Source organism: Nocardia vermiculata NBRC 100427, assembly GCF_001613265.1.
GTDB classification, from domain to species: Bacteria; Actinomycetota; Actinomycetes; order Mycobacteriales; family Mycobacteriaceae; genus Nocardia; species Nocardia vermiculata.
The window spans coordinates 139889-163085 of the sequence record NZ_BDCA01000017.1; the positions used below are offsets into that span (position 1 = coordinate 139889).

The 23197-nt window shown below is 67.8% G+C and carries 17 protein-coding genes; 7 read left to right on the forward strand and 10 right to left on the reverse strand.

The genetic code is table 11. The annotated features are described in order from the left end of the window. Positions 1-89 precede the first annotated feature (89 nt). Together glgX and treY are read left to right on the forward strand one after the other, a co-directional pair. A complete protein-coding gene (gene glgX / locus NV2_RS18780; protein WP_067875799.1) occupies positions 90-2207 on the forward strand; it encodes a glycogen debranching protein GlgX in 2118 nt (705 codons plus the stop codon). Then, complete coding sequence (gene treY, locus NV2_RS18785) at positions 2204-4633, forward strand: malto-oligosyltrehalose synthase (protein ID WP_067875802.1); 2430 nt, start codon at positions 2204-2206, stop codon at positions 4631-4633. Before glgX ends, treY begins: the two co-directional genes overlap by 4 nt. 14 nt (positions 4634-4647) lie before the next feature. On the opposite strand, the gene NV2_RS18790 is transcribed toward treY, so the two are convergent. Together NV2_RS18790 and NV2_RS18795 are read right to left on the reverse strand one after the other, a co-directional pair. Then, entirely contained in the window at positions 4648-5931 is a 1284-nt protein-coding gene (locus NV2_RS18790; protein WP_067875805.1) for a T6SS phospholipase effector Tle1-like catalytic domain-containing protein, read from the reverse strand. 231 nt (positions 5932-6162) lie between these two features. After that, positions 6163-6606 carry a hypothetical protein gene (locus tag NV2_RS18795; RefSeq protein WP_067875809.1) on the reverse strand — a complete coding sequence of 148 codons (444 nt, stop codon included), beginning with the start codon at positions 6604-6606 and terminating at the stop codon, positions 6163-6165. A 420-nt stretch (positions 6607-7026) separates the two neighbouring features. Between NV2_RS18795 and dnaE the strand changes: the two genes are divergently transcribed. Then, positions 7027-10575 (forward strand): DNA polymerase III subunit alpha, encoded by a 3549-nt coding sequence (gene dnaE, locus NV2_RS18800; protein WP_067875812.1) that lies wholly within the window; start codon positions 7027-7029, stop codon positions 10573-10575. 20 nt (positions 10576-10595) lie between these two features. On the opposite strand, the gene NV2_RS18805 is transcribed toward dnaE, so the two are convergent. Then, positions 10596-10868, reverse strand: coding sequence for a hypothetical protein (locus NV2_RS18805; protein ID WP_067875815.1), 273 nt, complete (start codon positions 10866-10868; stop codon positions 10596-10598). A gap of 138 nt (positions 10869-11006) precedes the next feature. Between NV2_RS18805 and NV2_RS18810 the strand changes: the two genes are divergently transcribed. Together NV2_RS18810 and ilvA are read left to right on the forward strand one after the other, a co-directional pair. Continuing rightward, complete coding sequence (locus NV2_RS18810; RefSeq protein WP_067875818.1) at positions 11007-11450, forward strand: nitroreductase family deazaflavin-dependent oxidoreductase; 444 nt, start codon at positions 11007-11009, stop codon at positions 11448-11450. Positions 11451-11600: 150 nt separating this feature from the next. Continuing rightward, on the forward strand, positions 11601-12956 hold the full coding sequence (ilvA, locus tag NV2_RS18815) for a threonine ammonia-lyase IlvA (RefSeq protein ID WP_067875821.1): 1356 nt from the start codon (positions 11601-11603) through the stop codon (positions 12954-12956). Between the two features lie 80 nt (positions 12957-13036). Here ilvA and NV2_RS18820 read toward each other — a convergent pair whose 3' ends face one another. Continuing rightward, positions 13037-14290, reverse strand: coding sequence for a serine hydrolase domain-containing protein (locus tag NV2_RS18820; RefSeq protein ID WP_067875824.1), 1254 nt, complete (start codon positions 14288-14290; stop codon positions 13037-13039). Positions 14291-14504: 214 nt separating this feature from the next. Between NV2_RS18820 and NV2_RS18825 the strand changes: the two genes are divergently transcribed. Both NV2_RS18825 and NV2_RS18830 read left to right on the forward strand, forming a co-directional pair. Continuing rightward, positions 14505-15872: an alpha/beta hydrolase family protein gene (locus NV2_RS18825; RefSeq protein ID WP_067875827.1), complete on the forward strand. Its 1368-nt coding sequence runs from the start codon at positions 14505-14507 to the stop codon at positions 15870-15872. A 41-nt stretch (positions 15873-15913) separates the two neighbouring features. After that, a complete protein-coding gene (locus NV2_RS18830) occupies positions 15914-16531 on the forward strand; it encodes a class I SAM-dependent methyltransferase (protein WP_067875830.1) in 618 nt (205 codons plus the stop codon). Here NV2_RS18830 and rarD read toward each other — a convergent pair. The 6 genes from rarD to lspA all read right to left on the reverse strand — a co-directional run. Then, positions 16468-17412, reverse strand: coding sequence for an EamA family transporter RarD (gene rarD, locus NV2_RS18835; RefSeq protein ID WP_067875938.1), 945 nt, complete (start codon positions 17410-17412; stop codon positions 16468-16470). The genes NV2_RS18830 and rarD overlap by 64 nt on opposite strands. 159 nt (positions 17413-17571) lie before the next feature. Beyond that, complete coding sequence (locus NV2_RS18840; RefSeq protein ID WP_067875833.1) at positions 17572-18411, reverse strand: PhzF family phenazine biosynthesis protein; 840 nt, start codon at positions 18409-18411, stop codon at positions 17572-17574. Between the two features lie 100 nt (positions 18412-18511). Next, positions 18512-20944: a cation-translocating P-type ATPase gene (locus NV2_RS18845; RefSeq protein ID WP_067875835.1), complete on the reverse strand. Its 2433-nt coding sequence runs from the start codon at positions 20942-20944 to the stop codon at positions 18512-18514. A 51-nt stretch (positions 20945-20995) separates the two neighbouring features. Next, positions 20996-21661, reverse strand: a complete 666-nt coding sequence (locus tag NV2_RS18850; protein WP_245662667.1) for a hypothetical protein — start codon at positions 21659-21661, stop codon at positions 20996-20998. Between the two features lie 6 nt (positions 21662-21667). Beyond that, positions 21668-22594, reverse strand: a complete 927-nt coding sequence (locus tag NV2_RS18855; RefSeq protein ID WP_067875841.1) for an RluA family pseudouridine synthase — start codon at positions 22592-22594, stop codon at positions 21668-21670. Beyond that, on the reverse strand, positions 22591-23197 hold a 607-nt coding region (lspA, locus tag NV2_RS18860), incomplete at its 5' end, for a signal peptidase II (protein WP_067875844.1). The genes NV2_RS18855 and lspA, both read right to left, overlap by 4 nt.

Genomic DNA, 23197 nt, shown 5'->3' on the forward strand with positions numbered 1-23197 from the left:
TAGCATCGCGCGGAATGCGGGCAGCAGGTGCGGTCCCGGACCCGCCCACCCGTCCACTCACCTCGGGGAGCGACGGTTACTGTCGGTATATGGTTCGGCCCGATACCTCCGGTGAAATGACGCCCCTGGGCGTCTGGCCGGGTTCGGCCTACCCGTTGGGTGCGACCTACGACGGCGCCGGAACCAACTTCGCGGTGTTCTCCGAGGTTGCCGAACGGGTCGAGTTGTGTCTGCTCGACCCCGGCGGTGGTGAACACCGCATACCGCTCGACGAGGTGGACGGGCACATCTGGCACGCCTACCTGCCCACGGTGGCACCGGGTCAGCGTTACGGGTTCCGGGTGCACGGGCCGTGGGATCCCGAGCGCGGGCTGCGGTGCGACGGTGCCAAGTTCCTGCTGGACCCGTACGGCAAGGCCTTCGACGGTGCGTTCACACCCGGCCCCGAACTGCATGCCTACGGCGCGGACACCTTCGGCCACACCATGACGGGGGTGGTGGTGAACCCGTATTTCGACTGGGCCGGCGACCGCGCACCACGACACCCCTATCACGAGACCGTCCTCTACGAAGCCCATGTCAAGGGCCTGACGATGACCCATCCGGCGGTCCCACCGGCCCAGCGCGGCACCTATGCGGGGATCGCGCATCCGGCGATCGTGGAACATCTGCGGTCGCTGGGGGTCACCGCGATCGAACTGATGCCGGTGCACCAATTCCTGCACGACCGGATCCTGCTCGACCGTGGCCTGCGAAACTACTGGGGGTACAACAGCTTCGGCTATCTCGCCCCGCACCGGGAGTACGCCTGCGATCCGCGCCCCGAAGCGGCGGTCACCGAATTCAAGACCATGGTCCGGGCGCTGCACAGCGCCGGGATCGAGGTGATCCTGGATGTGGTCTACAACCACACCGCGGAGGGCAACGAATTCGGGCCGACCATCGGTCTACGCGGCCTCGACAACGCGGCCTACTACCGGCTCTGCGACGGCGATCCGGCGCACTACATGGACTACACCGGCACCGGCAACAGCCTCGACGTGCGCCATCCGCACACCCTGCAGCTGATCATGGACTCACTGCGCTACTGGGTACTGGAGATGCACGTCGACGGCTTCCGCTTCGATCTCGCCGCCACCCTGGCACGGGAACTGCACGATGTGCACCGGTTGTCGACCTTCTTCGACCTGGTGCAGCAGGACCCGGTGCTGAGCCGGGTCAAGCTGATCGCCGAGCCCTGGGACGTGGGCGCGGGCGGGTACCAGATCGGAAATTTCCCGGGCCTGTGGACCGAGTGGAACGGCAGATACCGCGACACCGTGCGCGACTACTGGCGCGGCGAGCCCGCCACGCTCGGCGAATTCGCCTCCCGCTTCACCGGCAGTTCGGACCTGTACGAAGCCACCGGCCGCCGTCCCGGCGCGAGCATCAACTTCGTCACCGCCCATGACGGTTTCACCCTGCGGGATCTGGTGTCCTACGACCGCAAGCACAACCATGCCAACGGCGAGGACGGACGCGACGGCGAGGAACACAACCGGTCCTGGAACTGTGGCATCGAAGGCCCCACCGACGATCCCGATGTGTCCGCGCTCCGAGACCGGCAGAGCCGCAACATGATCGCCACCCTCGCGTTGTCGCAGGGCACGCCGATGCTGCTGCACGGTGACGAGTTCGGCCGCACCCAGCACGGCAACAACAACACCTACTGTCAGGACTCCCCGCTGACCTGGGTCGACTGGGCGGCGGCACAGAAGAACGCCGAACTGCTGGAGTTCACCCGCGCCGCATTCGCGCTGCGCCGCGCCCATCCGGTCTTCCGCCGGCGCCGGTTCTTCGACGGCCGCGGGGCCGGCGACATCACCTGGTTCACCCCGGGTGGTACCGAGATGACAACGGCGGACTGGGACACCGGCTTCGCCCGCTCGCTCGCCGTCCTGCTCAACGGCGACGCGATCGCCGAACCCGGACCACGTGGAGAGCGGGTGCGCGATGATTCCTTCCTGCTGTGTTTCAACGCGCACAGCGCAGCACTCGATTTCGCGGTCCCCGGACCGGAATTCGGCGCGCAGTGGACCGTTGCGCTGGACTGCTCCACTCCCACCGGATACTCCGGTGTCTCCTATCCGGCAGCGGCCACGGTCACCGTGCCCGGCCACTGCCTGCTCGTCGCCCGCCGCACCGAATTCACACCGATATCGAGATGACAGACACCCCTTCTTCCCCGCACCACCGCACCGGCCCCATCCTCCGGCGGCCTCCCGTCCGCAGCACCTATCGATTGCAGCTGCGTCCGGATGCGCTCACCTTCGCCGATGCCCGCGCTATCGCCGAGTATCTGCAGCAACTGGGTGTCTCGCATCTGTACCTGTCCCCGATCATGACCGCGATGCCGGGCTCGGCGCACGGATACGACGTCACCGATCCGACCACGGTGTCGGCAGCGCTCGGCGGCCCGTCCGGGCTCAAGGCCCTCGCCGACGAGGTGCGCGGGCGCGGCATGGGCCTGATCGTCGACCTGGTGCCCAACCACGTCGGTGTCGGTGATCCACGCCGCAATCCGTGGTGGTGGGATGTGCTGCGCAACGGTAAGAAGTCGGCATTCGCGCACTTCTTCGACATCGACTGGAGTCCGGCCAACGGCGCCGGTGGCCGGTTGGCACTGCCGGTGCTGCAGAGCGAGAACGATCCGGCCGCACTGACCGTCGACCGTTCCGGACCCGAACCCGTACTGGCCCTGCGTGATCTGCGGTTCCCGATCGCCCCGGGCACCGACGGGGAAAATGCGCTGCGCATCCACGACCGGCAGCACTACCGGCTGGTCAGCTGGAAGGCCGGTATCGGGACCTACCGGCGTTTCCTGGCGGTCTCGGAACTGGCCGCGCTGCGGCAGGAGGATCCGGCGGTATTCGAGATCACCCACCGTGAGCTGGCGGCTTGGTGTGAACACGACCTGATCGACGGGGTGCGGGTGGACCACCCCGACGGTTTGTCCCGCCCGGTCGCCTATCTGGCCGCGCTGCGCCGCCTGATCGGACCGCAGCGACTGCTGTTGGTGGAGAAGGTGCTCGGACGCCACGAACCGCTCGATCCGACCCTGCCCGTCGACGGCACCGTCGGCTACGAGGCCCTCGCCCAGATCGGCGGCGTACTGGTGGACCCGGCCGGTGAGCCCGCGCTGACGGAGCTGTCGCACCGGCTGCTCGGACACGGCAGCGATGCCGAGTGGATGGCCGACACCGAACATCGGATCCGGCGCGCGGTGGCCGAACGGCTGCTGGTACCCGAGGTACGCCGCCTGGTCGCCGCGGTCAAACGCGACGCCGCGGTGAACGGCTTCGACTCGGCCGCGATCAGCGATATGGCGCTGACCAACGCCACCATCGAGGTGCTCTCGCACATGCCGGTCTACCGCACCGACTATCCGGCGCTGGCGGGCGTCCTCACCGAGGTCGTGGCCGAGGTGCAGCGCCGCCACCGGGAGCTGACCGCACCACTGTCGGTGCTGGTGCGCGCGCTGGCCGCCGGTGGCGAGGCGGCGCGACGGATGCATCAGGTCGGCGGAGCGGTCGCGGCCAAGGCGATCGACGACACCATGTTCTATCAGGCGGCACGACTGGTGTCGCTGCAGGAGATGGGTGGCGATCCAGGCCGCTTCGGCCGCTCGGTCCTGGAATTCCATCTGGCCAACGCCGAGCGGGCGATGCGACGGCCGATGACCATGACGACACTGTCCACGCACGACACCAAACGTGGTGAGGACGTGCGCGCGCGCATTTCGGTACTGTCCCAGGTTGCCGAGAACTGGGCACGGTCGGTCACCGCCTGGCTCGAGCTCACCCCGGCACCGGACGGTCCCACCGCGGCCTTCCTGCTGCAGAACATGTTCGGGATCTGGCCGGTCGACGGCACTCGTCCGGCCGCGGTGCCGCAGCTGCGCGAGCGGCTGCATCTGTTCACCGAGAAGGCGGTCCGCGAGGCCGGATTGCGCTCGTCCTGGGAAGAACCCGACAGCGAGTTCGAATCCGAGATCCACCGGTGGGTGGACGCGGTCGTCGACGGCCCGGTCGGGCTCGAACTGAGCGAGCTGGCCACCCACCTCGCCCCGCACGCCCGGTCGGATTCGCTGGCCCAGAAACTGCTGCAGCTGTGCGGGCCGGGTATCCCCGACGTGTATCAGGGCTGCGAATTGTGGGAGGACGCACTCGTCGATCCGGACAACCGCAGGCCGGTCGACTTCGGGCACCGCCTCGCGATGCTGCAATCACTCACCGGCACACCGGAACTGGAATCCACGGGTGCGGCCAAGATGTGGATCGTGGCATACGCGCTGTGGTTGCGCCGCGAGCGTCCGGACTGTTTCGTCGGCGGCACGTACACGCCGTTGTTCGCAGGTGGTGAGCGCAGCGACCATATGGTCGGCTATGCGCGCGGGCGCGCCGGTGAGCCGCCCCAGGTCATCGTCGCCGCGACCCGGCACAGCGTGGCGCTGGCCGAGGCCGGCTGGAGCGATACCGTGCTCGATCTCCCGTCCGGGACCTGGACCGACCGGCTCACCGGTCACACCTTCACCGGGCGCGTCCGGTTGGAGAAGCTGTTCGCCCGACTCCCGGTGGCCTTGCTGGTGCGCTGAACCGGCGGCCGGGGTCAGGCGGCCGTTTCGTCCGCCGGGTCACCGTCGCCGGGTATCGCGGTGCCGATACCGATGGCCGTGGTGGGCGGTGCGCAGCCGAGTTCCTGCTCCCAGCGGTCGACATTCGGTGGGTCGTATCCCTCGCGTACCGCACAGTCGGCCAGCGATACCCGCCGATCGTCGGGTGCGGACAACCTGCGCCAGGAATCGGCGTAGAACCGAGGATTGCGCGGATGCAGCAGCCACCCGAGCCGGTTCAGTATCCGGTAGAAGACGGTGAGCGAGTCCTGCGCGGCGAGTGGGGAATCCGAATCGCTCGGCGCCGCCGCCGAGTCGGTCGCCGACGGTGCCGCCTCGCGCACCGGCCGTGCCGGGGCACTCTTCGACCGCGACGGGCCACGCACCCGTCCGACCGACGACCGCAGCGGCGCGACGGGTGTCACGGTGTCGCGCTCGAGGAGCTGCCCGATGCGCTCGTCGTCGAAACACAATCCGGCCTCGCGTGCCTGGTCGACCATCCAGCGCAGCGACCGGTTCGACAGCCGGCTGTCGGTGTAACCACCGCCGACATCGGTGTGCACGCCCTCGAACCACACCTGCCGCACCCGCTCGGATCCGCCCGCACCGTGGTCCGGGTCGTCGGTGTTCTCCCACAGGCACGGCGCGTACATGCGGCGGCGTTCGTCGATCGCCAACGCCTGCCGCGCCCGCTGCACATTGGGCGACAGCCGCACATCGTGGAAGCGGTAGCGCCACGAGGTCAGTCCCGGAATGCCCAGTGCGCCGACGGTGTCGAAGACGCCGACGAAGGTGATCGGCACCGGGTAGACGCAGTGCTCCTTGCGGAACTCCACCCATTCCGGCCGATCCGGCGCGTCCAGATCCTGCTTGCGCTGCCGATAGATCTTCAGCGCCTGCGGATAGGCGCGATCGACCATCGCGTCGGCCGTCAGCAGTCCGAGCCGGTTGATCATCCCGACCAGGCTGCGCGCGGTGTAGGCGCCGCGGCTGAATCCGAATACGTAGATCTCGTCCCCGGGTACCCAGTTCAATGCGAGCTGCCAGTACATGGTGGCCAGATTGGCGTCCAACCCCAGACCGAAGGCGCCGCCGAGCAACTTGTCGGCCAGATATCCGCGGGACCCGGGGCCGTCGACGTAGAAGACCCGTTGTCCCACATGCTCGCCCGCGACAGTGGTACTCGAACGCACCGACTCGGCGATCTTCACGACATTGGAGACCGTCGGATTGCTCTCCGTACCCCAGGTACCGTCACAGCAGACCACCAAACGCTTCATAGCCACGATCCTCCCGCCCCGGGTAACGACGATCCCGAGTAGTGAACTACCCGAATCATCGCGCCCACACACCGAATGCGTTAATTGTCACCCGCATTCGGTGTGGACGGCCGGGCACGCGGCCCGCAGATCGCTACGGCGTCACGTCTCACTCGCGATCGGCACTTCTCTCGATGCGGTGCGTGAACTCACTGCACGGCAAGGGTTTCCGGAACGGCAGGGGTTTCCGGATCAGCCTTGATACGGATGATTGGAGAAGTGGACCTCGCCCGGTTCGGGGATGTGCGCGGCCCCCACGGTGACCGTGCCGGTGAACTCCCCGTAGCCCGGGTCGAACAACGCGGAGCGCCCACTGTTGCTCCAGTATCCGGGCCCGTTGGCGGTCTCGGTGACGCTGCCGGTCTCCCCGGTTTCGGTGTTGCGCCAATTCAGGGTGACGTCCAGACTGCAGTTCCCGACGCCGGCGAGCCGGACTTCGACGGTGAACGCTGCCATCCCCGGATAGGCGTCGCCGTTGACCGAGGAATCGACGACGGCGGCGCACGGACCGTTCGCCAGTGAATAGACGGTGGTGAACGCGCCGCCGGTATCCTCGGCGGCCGCCGGGACGGCGGTGGCGAGCACGGTCGCGGCCCCCGCCGCGGCAGCGACGCCGAATGCAGCGGCGGATTTCACGAATCGAAACGTAGGCATTCCTGTCCCCTCGCTCGGTTGTCGGATTCGATCCCGGCGCCGGCCGGCCCGGACGCCGATGACGACGGCCGACCGCCCTCGTCTCGGTCGACCGTCATCGGCGAGGCCGGCGACAGCTCCGGCTGCGGCGCGAAGACCCTTGCCGCTCTCGCACCAGATGTATCCCGGCGCGTCGGCACGACGTTACCGTCGTCACCCGAGGAACCGCTCGGCTATGACCGAACGAGATCGCGGACCCGGTCCGGAAGGGCCGTACGAGCAGGCCGCGAGGTGAGATCGCACACTGGATCGGGGGACGATTGCGGCAAGATCGCTGGCCGGGACTCCCCGGGAATGTCACCGATGTGATTCGTCGGCCCCGACGCGCGGTGAGCCGCCCGGAATTCGACTAGGATCGCCCGCGTGGCTGACTCGGGATTCGTACACCTTCACAACCACACCGAGTACTCGATGCTCGATGGCGCCGCGAAGATCTCGCCGCTGTTCGCCGAGGCGGAGCGGCTGGGAATGACCGCGGTCGGGATGACCGACCACGGCAACATGTACGGCGCCGCGGAGTTCTACAACTCGGCGAAGAAGCAGGGCATCAAGCCGATCATCGGCATCGAGGCCTACATCGCGCCGGAGTCGCGCTTCAACACCAAGCGCGTCCTGTGGGGCGACCCGAGCCAGAAGAGCGACGACGTCTCCGGCTCCGGCGCCTACACGCATATGACGATGGTTGCCGAGAACGCGACCGGACTGCGGAACCTGTTCAAGCTGTCGAGCCTGGCCTCCATCGAGGGCCAGCTCGGCAAGTGGGCGCGCATGGACGCCGAGATCATCGCCCAGCACGCCGAGGGCATCATCGCGACCACCGGCTGCCCGTCGGGCGAGGTGCAGACCCGCCTGCGGCTGGGCCACGACCGCGAGGCGCTCGAGGCCGCCGCCAAGTGGCAGGAGATCTTCGGCAAGGACAACTTCTTCCTCGAACTGATGGACCACGGCCTGTCCATCGAGACCCGGGTCCGCAGCGGTCTGATCGAGATCGGCAAGAAGCTGGGCATCCCGCCGCTGGCCACCAACGACTGCCATTACGTGCACGAATCCGACTCGACCAATCACGAGGCGCTGCTGTGCATCCAGACCGGTAAGACGCTCTCGGATCCCAATCGGTTCAAGTTCGGCGGTAGCGGCTACTTCCTGAAGTCGGCCGCGGAGATGCGCGAACTCTGGGATTCCGAGGTGCCCGGCGCCTGCGACAACACGGTGCAGATCGGTGAGCGCGTCCAGTCCTACGAAGAGGTCTGGACCCACCGCGACCGGATGCCCAAGTTCCCGGTCCCCGAGGGCGAGAGCGAGGCGTCGTGGCTGCGCAAGGAGGTCGCGCGCGGGCTGGAATACCGCTTCCCGGACGGTGTGCCGCAGAAGTACCTCGACCAGGCCGACTACGAGATCGGCGTCATCCTGGAAATGGGTTTCCCGGCCTACTTCCTGGTCGTCGGCGACCTGATCAACCATGCCCGCGAGGTCGGCATCCGAGTCGGTCCCGGACGTGGTTCGGCAGCCGGTTCGCTGGTCGCGTTCGCCCTGAAGATCACCAATATCGACCCGCTGCCGCACGGTCTGCTGTTCGAGCGGTTCCTCAACCCCGAGCGCGTGTCGATGCCCGATATCGATATCGACTTCGACGATCGCCGCCGCGGTGAGATGGTCCGCTACGCCACCGAGAAGTGGGGCAGCGACCGGGTCGCTCAGGTGATCACCTTCGGCACCATCAAAACGAAGGCGGCGCTGAAGGATTCGGCCCGCGTACTGTTCGGCCAGCCCGGTTTCGCGATCGCCGACCAGATCACCAAGGCGTTGCCGCCACCGGTCATGGCCAAGGACATCTCGGTCGCCGGTATCACCGATCCCGAGCACGAGCGCTACAAAGAGGCCGCCGAGGTCCGCACGCTCATCGAGTCCAACCCGGACATCGCCAAGATCTACGACACCGCGAAGGGCCTCGAGGGCCTGATCCGCAACGCGGGTGTGCATGCCTGCGCGGTGATCATGTCCTCGGAGCCGCTCACCGACGCCATCCCGGTGTGGAAGCGAGCCCAGGACGGCGCCATCATCACCGGCTGGGACTACCCGTCCTGTGAGGCCATCGGCCTGCTGAAGATGGACTTCCTGGGCCTGCGCAACCTGACGGTGCTGGGCGACGCGATCGACAACGCCAAATCCAATCGCGGGGTCGAGGTCGACCTGGACGCACTGCCGCTGGACGACCCGAAGACCTTCGAACTACTCGCCCGCGGCGACACCCTGGGCGTGTTCCAGCTCGACGGTGGGCCGATGCGTGACCTGCTGCGCCGTATGCAGCCCACCGCCTTCGAGGACATCGTGGCCGTCGGCGCGCTGTATCGCCCCGGCCCGATGGGCATGAACGCGCACAACGACTACGCCGATCGCAAGAACGGCCGCCAAGAAGTCAAGCCGATCCACCCGGAACTCGAGGAGCCGCTGGCCGACATTCTCGGTGAAACCTTCGGTCTGATCGTCTACCAAGAGCAGATCATGCACGTCGCCCAGAAGGTGGCCGGCTACTCGCTCGGACGAGCAGATATTCTGCGCCGCGCGATGGGTAAGAAGAAGGCCGAGGTCCTCGCGCAGGAGTTCGAGGGTTTCGAGAAGGGCATGCAGGACAACGGGTTCTCCAAGGCGGCGATCAAGGCCCTGTGGGACACCATCCTCCCGTTCGCCGGATACGCGTTCAACAAGTCGCACGCCGCCGCCTACGGCCTGGTCTCGTACTGGACCGCGTACTTCAAGGCCAACTATCCCGCGGAGTACATGGCCGCACTGCTCACCAGTGTCGGCGACGACAAGGACAAGGCCGCGGTCTATCTGTCGGATTGCCGCCGCCTCGGGATCACGGTGCTGCCGCCGGACGTCAACGAGTCCGTGCACAACTTCACCTCGGTCGGCAAGGACATCCGCTTCGGCATGGGCGCGGTGCGCAATGTCGGCACCAACGTGGTGTCCTCGATCATCTCGGCGCGCGCCGACAAGTCGAAGTTCACCGACTTCTCCGATTACCTGAACAAGATCGATACCATCGCCTGCACCAAGAAGGTCACCGAATCCCTCATCAAGGCAGGCGCTTTCGATTCGCTCGACCATCCGCGCAAGGGCCTGCTGCTGGTGCACTCCGATGCCATCGACGCGGTGATGGCTACCAAGAAGGCCGAGGCGATCGGCCAGTTCGACTTGTTCGGCGGGCTCGGCGACGATGCCGACGATTCGCTGTCGTCGGTCTTCGATGTCAAGGTGCCCGACGAGGAGTGGGAGTCCAAGCACAAGCTCGCACTGGAACGCGAGATGTTGGGCCTCTACGTCTCCGGCCATCCGCTCAACGGCGTGGAACATGTACTCGCCGCGCAGGCCGACACTCCGATTCCCGCCATTCTGCAGGGCGATGTCAAGGACGGCGCCCAGGTGACCATCGGCGGCATTCTCGCCTCGGTGACGCGCCGGGTGAACAAGAACGGTATGCCCTGGGCTTCGGCACAGTTGGAAGATCTCACCGGCGGTATCGAGGTGTTGTTCTTCCCGCAGGCCTATTCGGTGTACGGCATGGACGTCACCGAGGACGCGGTGGTGCTGGTGAAGGCGCGGGTCTCGGTGCGCGACGACCGCATCTCGCTGATCGCCAACGACCTGGTGGTTCCGGATCTGTCGGCGATCGGAATGGAGAAGCCGCTCGCGGTGACGATCCCGACCCGGCTGTGCACCCCGGACAAGGTCGGCGCGCTCAAGCGGGTGCTGTCCAGCCATCCGGGAACCGCGGATGTGCACATTCGCCATGTCGGGTCGCGGGAGCGGACCACGATGCTCAAGGTGGCCGACAATCTCCGGGTCTCGCCGTCCTCGGCGCTGATGGGTGATCTGAAGGCACTACTCGGACCGGGCTGCCTGACCAGCTGAGCTGGCCTGCCCCCGCACGCTCAGTGATTCACGCAGGCGCGGTCGACCGGTTCGGTCGCGCGGGCGCGGACCACACTCCGGGTGACGGCGCCGGCCGTCCAGCGCAGTGCCGCCACCCCGGCAGCAGCGAGGACGGCGAGTTGTGCCGACCCGAACACCACTCCGAGGACGAGACCCACCAGCACGCCCAGTGCGAGAGCTTCGAGTTTGTAGACCGGCCACGGCACGCCCGCCACCTCCACCGTCTGTGAAATGCGGGGAGCGGGGCACTCGAGAGGGGTCACCGCGGTCATGAGATCAGGCTACTCGTATCCAGAGTTTCGGTCTACCGAACATTGGGGGTGACCGGCGGTGATCCGTACAACTATGTCGGGATTTGCACACCCGGGCCGGCCGGGAACAGATGCGGAGGAACAGGCGTTGTGCCGGTCATGCCACTTACCGGAGAATATGCACCCAGCACATCCGGCTGGGCCCGCGAGCAGGCCGAGAAATTCGAGTCCTCCAATGGGGCCGAAGCCAATGTTCTGCCCGGCCGCGAGGAGCCGATCATCCTGGTGACCAGCATCGGAGCCAAGAGCGGCAAGCTGCGTAAGACCCCGTTGATGCGAGTGGAGCACAACGGTGAATATGCGGCGGTCGCCTCACTCGGCGGCGCCCCGAAACACCCCGTCTGGTACTACAACCTCAAAGCCAACCCGGACGTCGAGCTGCGCGACGGCGATGTGGTCAAGGAGTACGTCGCACGCGAGGTGACCGGCGAGGAGAAGGCCGTGTGGTGGGAGCGCGCCGTGGCGGCCTACCCGGACTACGCCGATTACCAGAAGAAGACCACTCGCGAAATTCCACTGTTCGTTCTGACGCCGAAGTCCTGAGGACACAGCCGGTCCCGGCCGGTCGGCAACCACATCCCGAACGCGACGCCCCGGCCCGGGGCGTCGCGTTCGTCTGCGGACCGGTCCGTCCGCACCTCGTGCGCCCCCGCTGCCGAACAGGCCGCGGCACGGGCCCGATAACATATCCGAGTGTCTGATCCGCTGGATGTCGTAGCGAAAGTGTCCACTCCGCAGCCCGAACTGAGCGCGGACGAGATCGACGCGGCCGCCAAGCGAATTTCGGAGATCATGGAGCCGACCCCGCTGCAGCGTATCGAGCGGTTGTCGGCGGCCACGGGCGCGAACATCTACCTCAAGCGCGAAGACCTCACCCCGGTCCGGTCCTACAAACTGCGGGGCGCCTACAACCTGATCGTGCAGCTCGAATCGGCCGAACGTGCGGCCGGTGTGGTCACCGCCAGTGCCGGTAATCACGCCCAGGGCGTCGCCTTCGCCTGCCGCTCGATGCAGATCCAAGGCCGGATCTACGTTCCGACCACCACACCCAAGCAGAAGCGCGACCGTATCCGCGCCCACGGCGGCGACTTCGTGGAACTGATCGCCGTCGGCGACAATTTCGACGCGGCGGCCGCCGCGGCCGCCGCGGATGTAGAGCGTACCGGTGCGACAATGGTTCCCCCGTTCGACGATGCGCGTACCGCATCCGGACAGGGCACCGTCGCAGTGGAACTGCTCGAGCAACTGCCCACCGCACCCGATCTGGTGATCGTCCCGGTCGGTGGTGGCGGCTGCCTGGCCGGCATCGGCACCTATCTGCGCGACCGCTCGCCCGCGACCGCGATGCTGGGGGTCGAGCCCACCGGTGCGGCTTCGATGACGGCGGCCCTGATCGAAGGCGGCCCGGTGGTGCTGTCGGAGGTGGATCCGTTCGTGGACGGCGCGGCGGTGCGGCGCGTCGGCGACCTGCCCTACGCGGCGGTGTCGGGCTTCGGCGGCCGGGTGGTCTCACACGCCTCGTTACCGCTACTGATCGGCACCGAGCCTCCCCCCGGGGCCGGTTCGTTCCGGATGATGCAGATCGACGAGGGCGCCATCTGCACCGCGATGCTCGAGCTGTACCAGAACGAGGGCGTCATCGCCGAACCGGCGGGTGCGCTGTCGGTTGCGGCACTGGCCGATATCGAGATCGAGCCCGGCTCGACGGTGGTATGCCTGCTGTCCGGCGGCAACAACGACATCTCGCGGTACGGCGAGATCATCGAGAGGTCGCTGGTCCACCGCGGGCTCAAGCACTATTTCCTGGTCGACTTCCCGCAGGAACCCGGTGCGCTGCGCCGCTTCCTCGACGAGGTTCTCGGTCCCGACGACGACATCACCCTGTTCGAGTACATCAAGCGCAACAACCGCGAGATCGGCGCCGCGCTGGTCGGTATCGAATTGGGCGAACCGGCCGGGATCGGGCCGCTGCTGGCCCGGATGGCGAACTCGCCCATCCAGTGCGAACAGCTCGATCCCGATTCCCCCACGTACCGCTACCTGACCTGACCCGCACGCCGGCACGGCGAACGACCTCCGCTGCAGCACCGGATTCGGTGTGCGGCAGGACAGTTCGCCGTACCGGCGAGTCAGGCCGCGCGTTCCCGGTACGGACGACGCACTCCGGCCTCCATGGCCCGCCCGCCGCGGACCGCCAGCGGTAACACCCAGGCCGCCGCCAGTTGATCCCAGACGAACGACTGCGGGGTGAACCGGTTGTGCACGAACCCGACCGACAGTCCCAGCCTCGGTTCCGCCCAGCCGAAGGAGCCGGCCAGACCGATATGGCCGAACCCACCGGCAGCGCCCGGGAACGGGAACGTGTGATACCCGAGATGCCACATCATCGGGAAGTAGAACAGCGCGTGATCGAGCCGGTGGGTCTGGATGCGGCGGATCCGCCGCATCGTCGATGCCGACAGATACCGGCGTCCGGCATGCATACCGTCCTCGGCGAGGACCCCGTACACCGATGCCAGCGCGGGCGCGGTGAAAACCCCGTTCCCGGCCGGCATCTCGGTCGCGAGGATCGCCGGATCCGCACCGTCGAACAGCGCATGCAGCCCCGGCAGGAACAAGGCACGGGTCGCGGCACCGGCCGGGCCGGGCAAGTGTCCCGCCTGCCCGAGAACCAGCGCCCCCAACGCGGTTCCGGCCACCTCCAGCTTAGACCCGGCGAGCGCGGCGACGGCCGTTCCCGCCCCCGGCGCCGGATGCCCCAGATGCAACCCGTCGATGCCGAGCGGTTCGGACACTTCGGTACGGAACAGCTCGCGCATACTCGAGCCGGTGACCGCCCGGGCCAGACCGGCGAGCAACCAGCCGTAGGTGAGGGCGTGATAAGCCGGGATGCCCAGCAGCCGGTCCGGGGCGGCCGCGGCCAGCCGATGCTCCATGAGTTCGTGGTCGAGCACCTCGTCGAGCCCGGTGGCGATATTCGGCAACGCGGACAGACCGGCCCGATGAGTGAGCACCTGTGCCACCGTGATCCGCGATTTGCCCGCCGCACCGAATTCCGGCCAGTACTCCGCGACCGGGGCGGCGTAGTCGATCAGGCCGCGATCGGCCAGGCGATGGATGACCGTGGAGGCGATGCCCTTGGTCGCCGAGAAGGCCACACTGCCCGTATCGCGGGTCCAGGGCGTGGCGGGATCGGAGTGCCCGGTCCAGATGTCGACCACCGGCTCGCCGTGCCGCAGCACCGTCAGGCCGCCACCGGCTCCGGCACGGCCCCCGACGATCCGCGCGAAGTTGCGCACCAGGGGCTCGAATTCGACTGCGGCCACACCGCTCACACCAGCGGGTAGCACCGCAGCACCTGCGGGTAAAGCGTCGTTGCTCACCCATCTACGGTACGGGCGTACCGTTGCTCGGGCAATGGCATCGCCCGAACGATGATTCCGGCACACACCGTTGGGAACTGCGAAAATGCCTTTCCGACCCCGGATATGACATGGTTGACGGATGGGATCGCCGCGCTCATACAAGTCTGTTTTGCCGGGATTTGGTCGATCGACGGCCGCCTCACCGACATCACGCCGGCTCGGTGGCGCACTCGTGGCCCTCGTGCTCGCGGTCGCACTGGTGGCGGCCTGCTCGGGCTCCGATTCGTCCTCGGCTCCTCCGGAACCAGCGGTCACCGGCGACTGGAACGGCGCCTTGCAGATCGCCGAACAGCAGTTACCGATCGGCTTCACCTTCACCTCCGACGGCGGCACCGCCTCGGTCCCGCTACAGGGGGTCTACGACCAGCCGCTGGAAAACGTGGACCTGACGCCGGAGGCGATCACCTTCACCATCACCGGGCTGCCCGGCAACCCCGCCTTCCACGGCCGCTTCGACAAGGCCGGTGACACCATCACCGGCACCTTCACCCAGTCGGGGCAGGATCTGCCGCTGACGCTGCACCGCGGCGCGGTGCCGACACCGCTCCGGCCGCAGGAACCGCACCCGCCGTGGCCATACCCGTCCGAGGATGTCACCTACCGCAGCGGTGACATCACCATCGCCGGAACCCTCACCCTGCCCGAGGCACCCGGCCCGCATCCGGCTGTGGTCCTGGTGACCGGCAGCGGTCCGCAGGACCGCGATGAGCAGATCGCCGGGCACAAACCGTTCCTGCTGCTGGCCGACACCCTCACTCGCGCCGGATATGCGGTGCTGCGCACCGACGATCGCGGCGTCGGCGGTACCGGCGGCGACCTCGACACCTCCGATTACACCGACCTGACCGACGACATCATGGCCGGGCTGACCTACCTGCGCACCCGCTCCGATATCGACGGCAACCGCATCGGCCTGCTCGGCCACAGCGAGGGCGGCTATCTGGCCCCCCTGGCGGCGCAACGTCCCGACAGCAATCTCGCCTTCGTGATCCTGATGGCCGGGCCCGCCGTCTCCGGTTCGGAGGTGCTGGTGAAGCAGAACGAGTTGCTGCTGCGCAGCTCCGGCGCCACCCCCGAGCAGGTGCGCGAGCAGGTCGAATACGTCTCCACCCTGACCACCCTGATCCGCAGCGGCGATCTGGACCAGGTGCGCCGCTTCGCCACCGAGCACAACGACGCACTACCGCCGGAGCAACGCCAGCCACAGGCCGCGATCGACCAGCTGACCAGCCCGTACTTCGACGCCCTGATCGACTACGACCCCGCTCCCGCGCTGCGCGCGCTGCACATCCCGGTGCTCGCGTTCTACGGCACCAAGGATATGCAGGTGCCGGCCGATCAGAGCGCACCGGCCGCGCGGGCCGACCTCGCCGGCAACCCGGAGGCCGATATCCACGTCTTCGACGGCCTGAACCATCTGATGCAGCCCGCCGATACCGGAAGCCCCTCGGAATATCCCGTCATCCAGACCACCATGGCTCCCGAAGTGCTCTCCTACGTCAGCACCTGGATCGAGAAGTACGTGCCACCGACCCGGTGAACGCGGTGGCGGTGGACGCGGTGAATTGACACAGTGGTGGAGTGGGAATCTACAGCGAGCGGATACTTCCGCGGTTGATCGACCGGACCTGTGGCATGGCGGCCAACGAACGGTTGCGCAAACGAGTGTGCGCGGGACTGCACGGCCGGGTCCTCGAGATCGGCTTCGGATCCGGGCGCAATGTGCCGTTCTATCCCGCCGCGGTGACCCGGGTCGGTGCGGTGGAACCCGCCGATCTGGGGTGGCGGATGGCCGCCGCCCGGATCGCGGATTCCTCGGTGCCGGTGGAGCGGGCGGGTCTGGACGGACAGGCACTGCCGTTCGAGGACAACAGCTTCGACAGCGCGTTGTCGACCTGGACGCTGTGCACGATTCCCGATATCGCGCTCGCACTGCAGGAGGTGCGGCGGGTGCTGGTGCCGGGTGGGCAGTTGCATTTCGTGGAGCACGGTCTGGCGCCGGACGCGCAGGTGCGCACCTGGCAGCACCGCTTGGATCCGATCCAGGGGGTGATCGCGGGCGGGTGCCATCTCGATCGCGATATCCGGGGCCTGTTGGAGGAGGCCGGATTCGAGATCACCGAGGTGGACCGGTTCTACGACTCCCCCGCGCCACGCTTCCTGGCGGCGATGTCGCTCGGCGTCGCGGTGTCGGCCTGAGGAGACCGAGCCCGCCGCGATCGGCGTAGCGCATCGGCGGTGAAGATCGCCAGTGCCGCCCAGATCAGCCCGAAGCCGATCCAGCGCGAGGCCGGCATCGGCTCGTGACCCACCAGCACGCCCCATGCCAATTGCAGTGCCGGAGTGAGGTATTGCAACATGCCCATGGTCGACAGCGCGGTCCGCGAGGCGGCGAAGGCGAACAGCAGCAGCGGCAGCAAGGTCACCGGGCCGGAGCTCAGTAGCAGCGCGGTGTGGCCCGCGCCGTGCCCGAATTCGGCGGTGCCTCGCAATCCCAGCACGACGATCACAGCCAGTGCGAACGGTGCCGAGACCACTCCCTCGGCGGCCACACTGCGCATCGGGTCGAGCCGGATCACCTTCTTCACCAGTCCGTAGGTGGCGAACGAACAGGCCAGCACCAGTGCGATCACCGGTGGCTTGCCGTAGTCGACGGTCAGCACCACCACCGCGGACACCCCCAGCGCGAGCGCCACCCACTGCGGCCAGACCAGCCGTTCCCGGAACAGCAACACCCCGAACAACACGGTGACCAGCGGATTGATGAAGTATCCGAGCGCGCATTCGACCACGTGCCCGGAGGTGACCCCGTAGACGTAGGTTCCCCAGTTCAGTGCGATCGCTGCCGCCGCGACCGCCGCGAGCCGCCAGGTCCGCCCGTCGATGGTGCGCATCTCGCGCAAGCGCCCGGCGGCGAACAGCAGCACCAGCACCACCACCAGGGTCCACAGGATCCGCTGCGCCAGGATCTCGATCGGGCCGGCGAAATCCAGGACTCCGAAGTACGCGGGGAACATTCCCCAGACCAGATAGGCGCCCGCCCCCACCGCCACGCCACCACCGGCCGTCGCGCGGCCGATCCGCCACCGCCGCCCCGCCGGTTCCCCCGCACCCGCATCGGGTGCCGCCTGCCCCGAATCACTCACCGATCCACGCGACCACACCACGCGCACGCTACTTCCGTCCGGCAATACCTGTCGAGCAGATTTCGGCCGCCACGGTGCATCGGGCGGGCTCCCTCATCCAAGGGTCGGCAGCACCTCGGGGTGTGGCAGCCGGACCACCCCGTCGAGATACCGGTGGCAGCGGCCGGTGAGCAGCACCCGTGACCCCGTCACCGTGCAGTGCAGGCGCCCGGTCCGCGACGACAACTGCCGGGCCGACAGCTCCCGGCGCCCGAACTCGCGCGCCCACAGCGGGGCCAGCTGGGCGTGCGCGGAACCGGTGACCGGGTCCTCGTCGACCCCGACGCCGGGAGCGAAGAACCGTGATACGAAATCGGTGCGGTCGCCGGGAGCGGTGAGGATCACCCCGCGCGCCAGCCGCGGAAAGGCGGTGAAACTCGGGCGTGCCCCGCGCACCTGCGCTTCGGTGGCGACGACCACCAGCTCGTCGGGGCCGGTCAGCACCCGCACCGGGCGGACGCCGAGTGCGGCGATCAGATCCGGATCGGGCACGGTATCGCGGGATTCGGCCGCGGGCAGGTCGAGGACGAGATCGGGACCACGACGCTGCACACCGAGCCACCCACTGCGAGTGTAGAAGTGCACTACTTCCGCGACCGGATGCATATCGTCGAAGATCTGCGCGGCCGCCGCCAGGGTGGCGTGCCCGCACAGGTCGATCTCGGTGGTGGGACTGAACCAGCGCAGCCAGAAGGCCGGGCCGTCACCGGGCGGCAATCCGGCCTCCGGCGGCAGCGACGAGGTGTAGAAAGCCGTCTCCGACAGCCGATTCTCCTCGGCCAGCCGCTGCAGCAGTTCGTCGGGCAGCCACGCCAGCAGCGGCATCACCGCCGCCGGGTTGCCGGTGAAGGGCGCATCGGCGAACGCGTCGATCTGATGCAGCAGGACCTCCATAGTGCAGAAGGTACTCGCGTGTCGAATAGATGCCCGGGACAACGAGGTTCACGGCGCGCCATACCATGCGACCAGTAGAGCCGCCGGAACAGGCCGTCGCTCAGCGGGACCGACCCGCCACCGGTGGAAACAGCTGCCGCTTCTCACCGGTCACCATCGCCGTCAGCCACCACATCAACTCGACCAGCACGACACCGACCGCGCCGCAGAGGAATGCCACCCCGGTCAGTTCGGCATTGGACGGATCGAGTTTGAAGAAGTGACGGGTGAACGGCACCGTGAACAGGATCAGATAACCGGCGACCGAACCGGCGACCAGCACGATCTTCCACCACGACCACGGCCGCGCCACGATCGCCAGCACCCATACCGCGATCACCAGCAGCGTGATCAGCGCCGTCGTCCCCGTCTGCACCTGCTGGTCCTCCACACCGAGCCCGCGATCGGGATTGTTGTAGGCGACCAGGTACGCGACGAAGGTCATCACCCCGATCACCACTCCCGAAGGCACCGCCAACCGCAGTACCCGCGGTACGAAACCCGTTCGCGCCCTCTCGTTGTTCGGGGCGAGTGAGAGGATGAAGGCGGGGATGCCGATCGTGAACCAGGCGGCGATGGTCACGTGCCGGGGCAGGAACGGGTACGACAGCGGTTCGTAATCGAAGATCTTGGAACCGATTCCGGCGACCCCCACCAGGAAGGCCAGCAGCACCGAGTACACGGTCTTGGTGAGGAACAGGTTCGACACGCGCTCGATGTTGCCGATCACCCGCCGTCCCTCGCCCACCACATAGGGCAGCGTCGCGAATCGGTTGTCCAGCAGCACGATCTGCGCGACCGCGCGGGTGGCCGGACTCCCCGACCCCATCGCCACGCCGATATCGGCGTCCTTGAGCGCCAGCACGTCGTTGACGCCGTCACCGGTCATCGCGACGGTGTGCCCGCGCGACTGCAGTGCGCCGACCATCGCCCGCTTCTGATCCGGTCGTACCCGGCCGAACGTGGTCTCGCGCTCCAGCACATCGGCCAATTCCTGCTGCTGCGACGGCAACCCGCGGGCGTCGACCGCATGTTCCCCGTCGCCCAGCCCGAGCGAGGACGCCACCGCGCCGACCGACACCGCGTTGTCACCGGAGATGACCTTGATCGAGACATCCTGGTCGGCAAAGTATTCCAGGGTTTCGCCGGCGTCCGGCCGCACCTTCTGTTCCAGTACCACCAACGCCTGGGGGTGCACGGTCCCCGGCGCGGCGGGATCGTCCACCGGGCGATCCGAGGAGGCCAGCAACAGCACCCGCAGTCCCTGGGCGCCGATGTCCTGTGCGGTGGCGGCGATGTCGGTCTCGGGGTCCAGCAGCACATCCGGGGCGCCGAGCAGCCAGTTGCCGTCGTCGCCGTAGGAGATTCCGCTCCACTTCTTGGCCGAACTGAACGGCGCCACTCCGGTGGAGTGCCAGCCCGGGTCCTCGGTCATCGCCTCGGCGATCGCGAGCACGCTGGCGTTGGGGCGCGGATCGTCGTGGGCGAGGGCGGCCAGCACCGAGCGCAGCCGCGCCTCGTCGACATCACCGACCAGCCGTAGTTCCGACAGCCGCATGCCGTTCTCGGTGAGCGTGCCGGTCTTGTCGGCACACACGACATCGACGCGGGCCAGTCCCTCGATCGCGGGCAACTCCTGGACCAGGCATTTGCGTTGCCCCAGCCGCACCACACCGACTGCGAAGGCGATCGAGGTCATCAGCACGAGTCCCTCGGGCACCATCGGCACCAGGGCCGCGACCATGCCGTTGAGCGCGTCGCGCCAGGAGTCGTGGCTGGAGAACAGCTGGTTGTAGATGGTCACCAGGCCCGCGGGGATCAGCAGGTAGGTGATGACCTTGAGGATCGTGTCGATACCCCGGCGCAGCTCCGAATCGACCAGCGTGAACTTCGAGGCTTCCTCGGCCAGCTGCGCCGCGTAGGCATCGCGCCCAACCTTGGTGGCGCGGTAGGCACCGGATCCGGCGACGACATAGCTGCCCGACATCACCGTCGCGCCGACCGGCTTGTCGACGGCGTCGGCCTCGCCGGTGAGCAGCGACTCGTCGACCTCGAGTAGTTCGGACTCGACGACCTCACCGTCGACCACGATCTGATCGCCCGGTCCCAGTTCGATCAGATCGTCGAGCACGACCTCCTGGGGGCCCACCTCACCGGCGACACCGTCGCGCCGCACCACCGGTTTGGCCTGCCCGACGATGGCGAGTTCGTCCAGGGTCCGCTTGGCGCGCAGTTCCTGGATGATGCCGACCGCACTGTTGGCCACGATCAGCAGGCCGAACATGCCGTCGATGATCGATCCGGTGGCCATGACCAGTACGAACAGCACGCCGAGAATGGCGTTGATCCGGGTGAGGACATTGGCACGGACGATGTCGGCCACCGATCGGCTCGCCCGGTCGGGCACATCGTTGGCTTGTCCGTCCCGAACCCGCTGTTCCACCTCGGCCGCGCTCAGCCCGGATGCGCGGGTGTACTGCTCGGTGATCGACATGTCCGACAGCCTAGAACGTTCCGGGCGAACCGGACGCGAGTCGGTCGCACGTCACGGCGCCGGCACCGCTCCGTCGTCGGGTCCCGGCACCACCGTGTCCACCTGCTCGGGTAGTAGCGGTAGTACCGCGAAGGTCCCGGCGGACGCATCGGCGGGCAGGGCCTGCACACTGCGCACATCCGCATGCGACATCAGGCCGCGCAATTGCGCGAGACTGCCCCGCACCACCAGATTCACCACACACGCGCAGCCTTCGTGCAACCGAGCCGCCAGCACACCGGCGATGCGCCGCGACCGGTCGTCGTCGGTGACGACGTGGTCCATCGCGCCCGCTGCCGCCGGCTGTGCCGCCCGCAGCGCCGCCTCCCCGGCCGGGACCGGCACCGTGATCACCGGCGTGTACACCCGATCGATCGGCACGTGATAGAGCACCTGCGAAATACGCAGCCCCGCTACCGCATTCACCACGGCTCCGGTGGAGAGCCCGGTGCGAAAGGTCACCAGCGCCCACCGCGGCCCGGTGTCACCACCCGGCAGCGAATCGTGCGCGCGGTCGAGATACGCGGCGACCGGCTCCCCGGAATCGGGCCCCAGCCGGTCGGTGCCGACCAGTGAACTACTGGGCGGACGGGCCCAGCCCAGCGCGACCACCGCCGCTACCACCGCGGCCACCAGGACTGGACCGGCCGCGGTGCGCCACCGCCCGCGCACGCTCACCGCCGCTCAGGCTGCCCGCAGAACATCCAGCGCATGCGCCAGATCGTCGGGATAGTCGCTGGTGATCTCGATCCAGCGGCCGTCGGCGGGATGGCTGAAACCGAGGCTGCGGGCGTGCAGCCACTGGCGGGCCAGCCCCAGCCGCTCGGCCAGCCGCGGATCGGCGCCGTAGGTCGCATCGCCACAGCAGGGATGCCGGATCGCGGAGAAGTGCACCCGGATCTGGTGGGTGCGGCCGGTTTCCAGATGCACGTCGAGCAGGCTGGCGGCCTGAAACGCCTCGACGGTGTCGTAGTGGGTGACACTGGGCCGCCCGTCCGCGGTGACCGCGAACTTCCAGTCACCGCCGCGCGCCCGCCCGATCGGCGCGTCGATGGTCCCACTGGACGGGTCCGGATGCCCCTGCACCAGCGCGTGATACCGCTTCTCGACGGTGCGCTGTTTGAAGGCGCGCTTGAGCATCGTGTACGCGTGCTCGGATTGCGCGACCACCATCACCCCGGACGTTCCGACATCCAGGCGGTGCACGATGCCCTGCCGTTCGTGCGCGCCCGAAGTCGAGATGCGGTATCCCATCGCGGCCAGGCCACCGACCACGGTGGGCCCCGACCAGCCGACACCGGTGTGCGCGGCGACCCCGACCGGTTTGTCCACCGCGACGATGTCGTCGTCGGCGTAGAGGATGGTCATTCCCTCGACCGGGGTCACATCGACGGTCAGTTCCCGTTTCGGTTCGGGGAACTCGACTTCCAGCCAGGCGCCCGCGACGAGCCGATCCGACTTCCCGGCTGCGGTGCCGTCGATCTGCACCGCACCGTCCTCGGCGAGATTCGCCACCGCGGTCCGCGACAAGCCCAGCAATCGCGACAGACCGGCGTCGACGCGCATCCCCTCCAGACCGTCGGGAACCGGCATCGCCCGGGTCTCTCTCATTCGCCCGCCTCCTTGTCACGGGTCCGGGTGCCGTCGGGTTCGAATCCGAACACCGTCAGCACCACCAGCAGAATCGCGCCGCACACGATGGCGGAGTCGGCGATGTTGAACACCGGCCACCAGCGGGTCACCGCGATGAAGTCGATGACATGGCCCTGCAGCGGGCCGGGTGCGCGGAAGATCCGGTCCACCAGATTTCCCACCGCGCCACCGAGTACCAGCCCGAGACCGATCGCCCAGCTCAGCGAGCGCAACGTCCGGCCGATCCGGATCACTCCGATCACCACCGCGACCGCGATCAGGGTCAGCAGCCAGGTCATCCCCGTGGCCATCGAGAACGCCGCGCCCGAATTGCGGATCAGATTCAGCCGGACCAGGTCACCGATGACCGAAATCGGCTCTCCCGGTGTCATCTTCGCCACGACCAGCACCTTGGTGCCCAGATCCGCCGCCAGCACGATCGCGGCGATCAGCAGCAGCCACGGTAGCCGCAGCGGAAACGCCGGTGCGGTGTCGCGACCTACGGCGGTGGCGCCCGCGACGTCCGCTGCGGACTCGGGCGCGGCGGTGTCTGCGGATCCGGTATCGCCGGGCGCGGTGGCA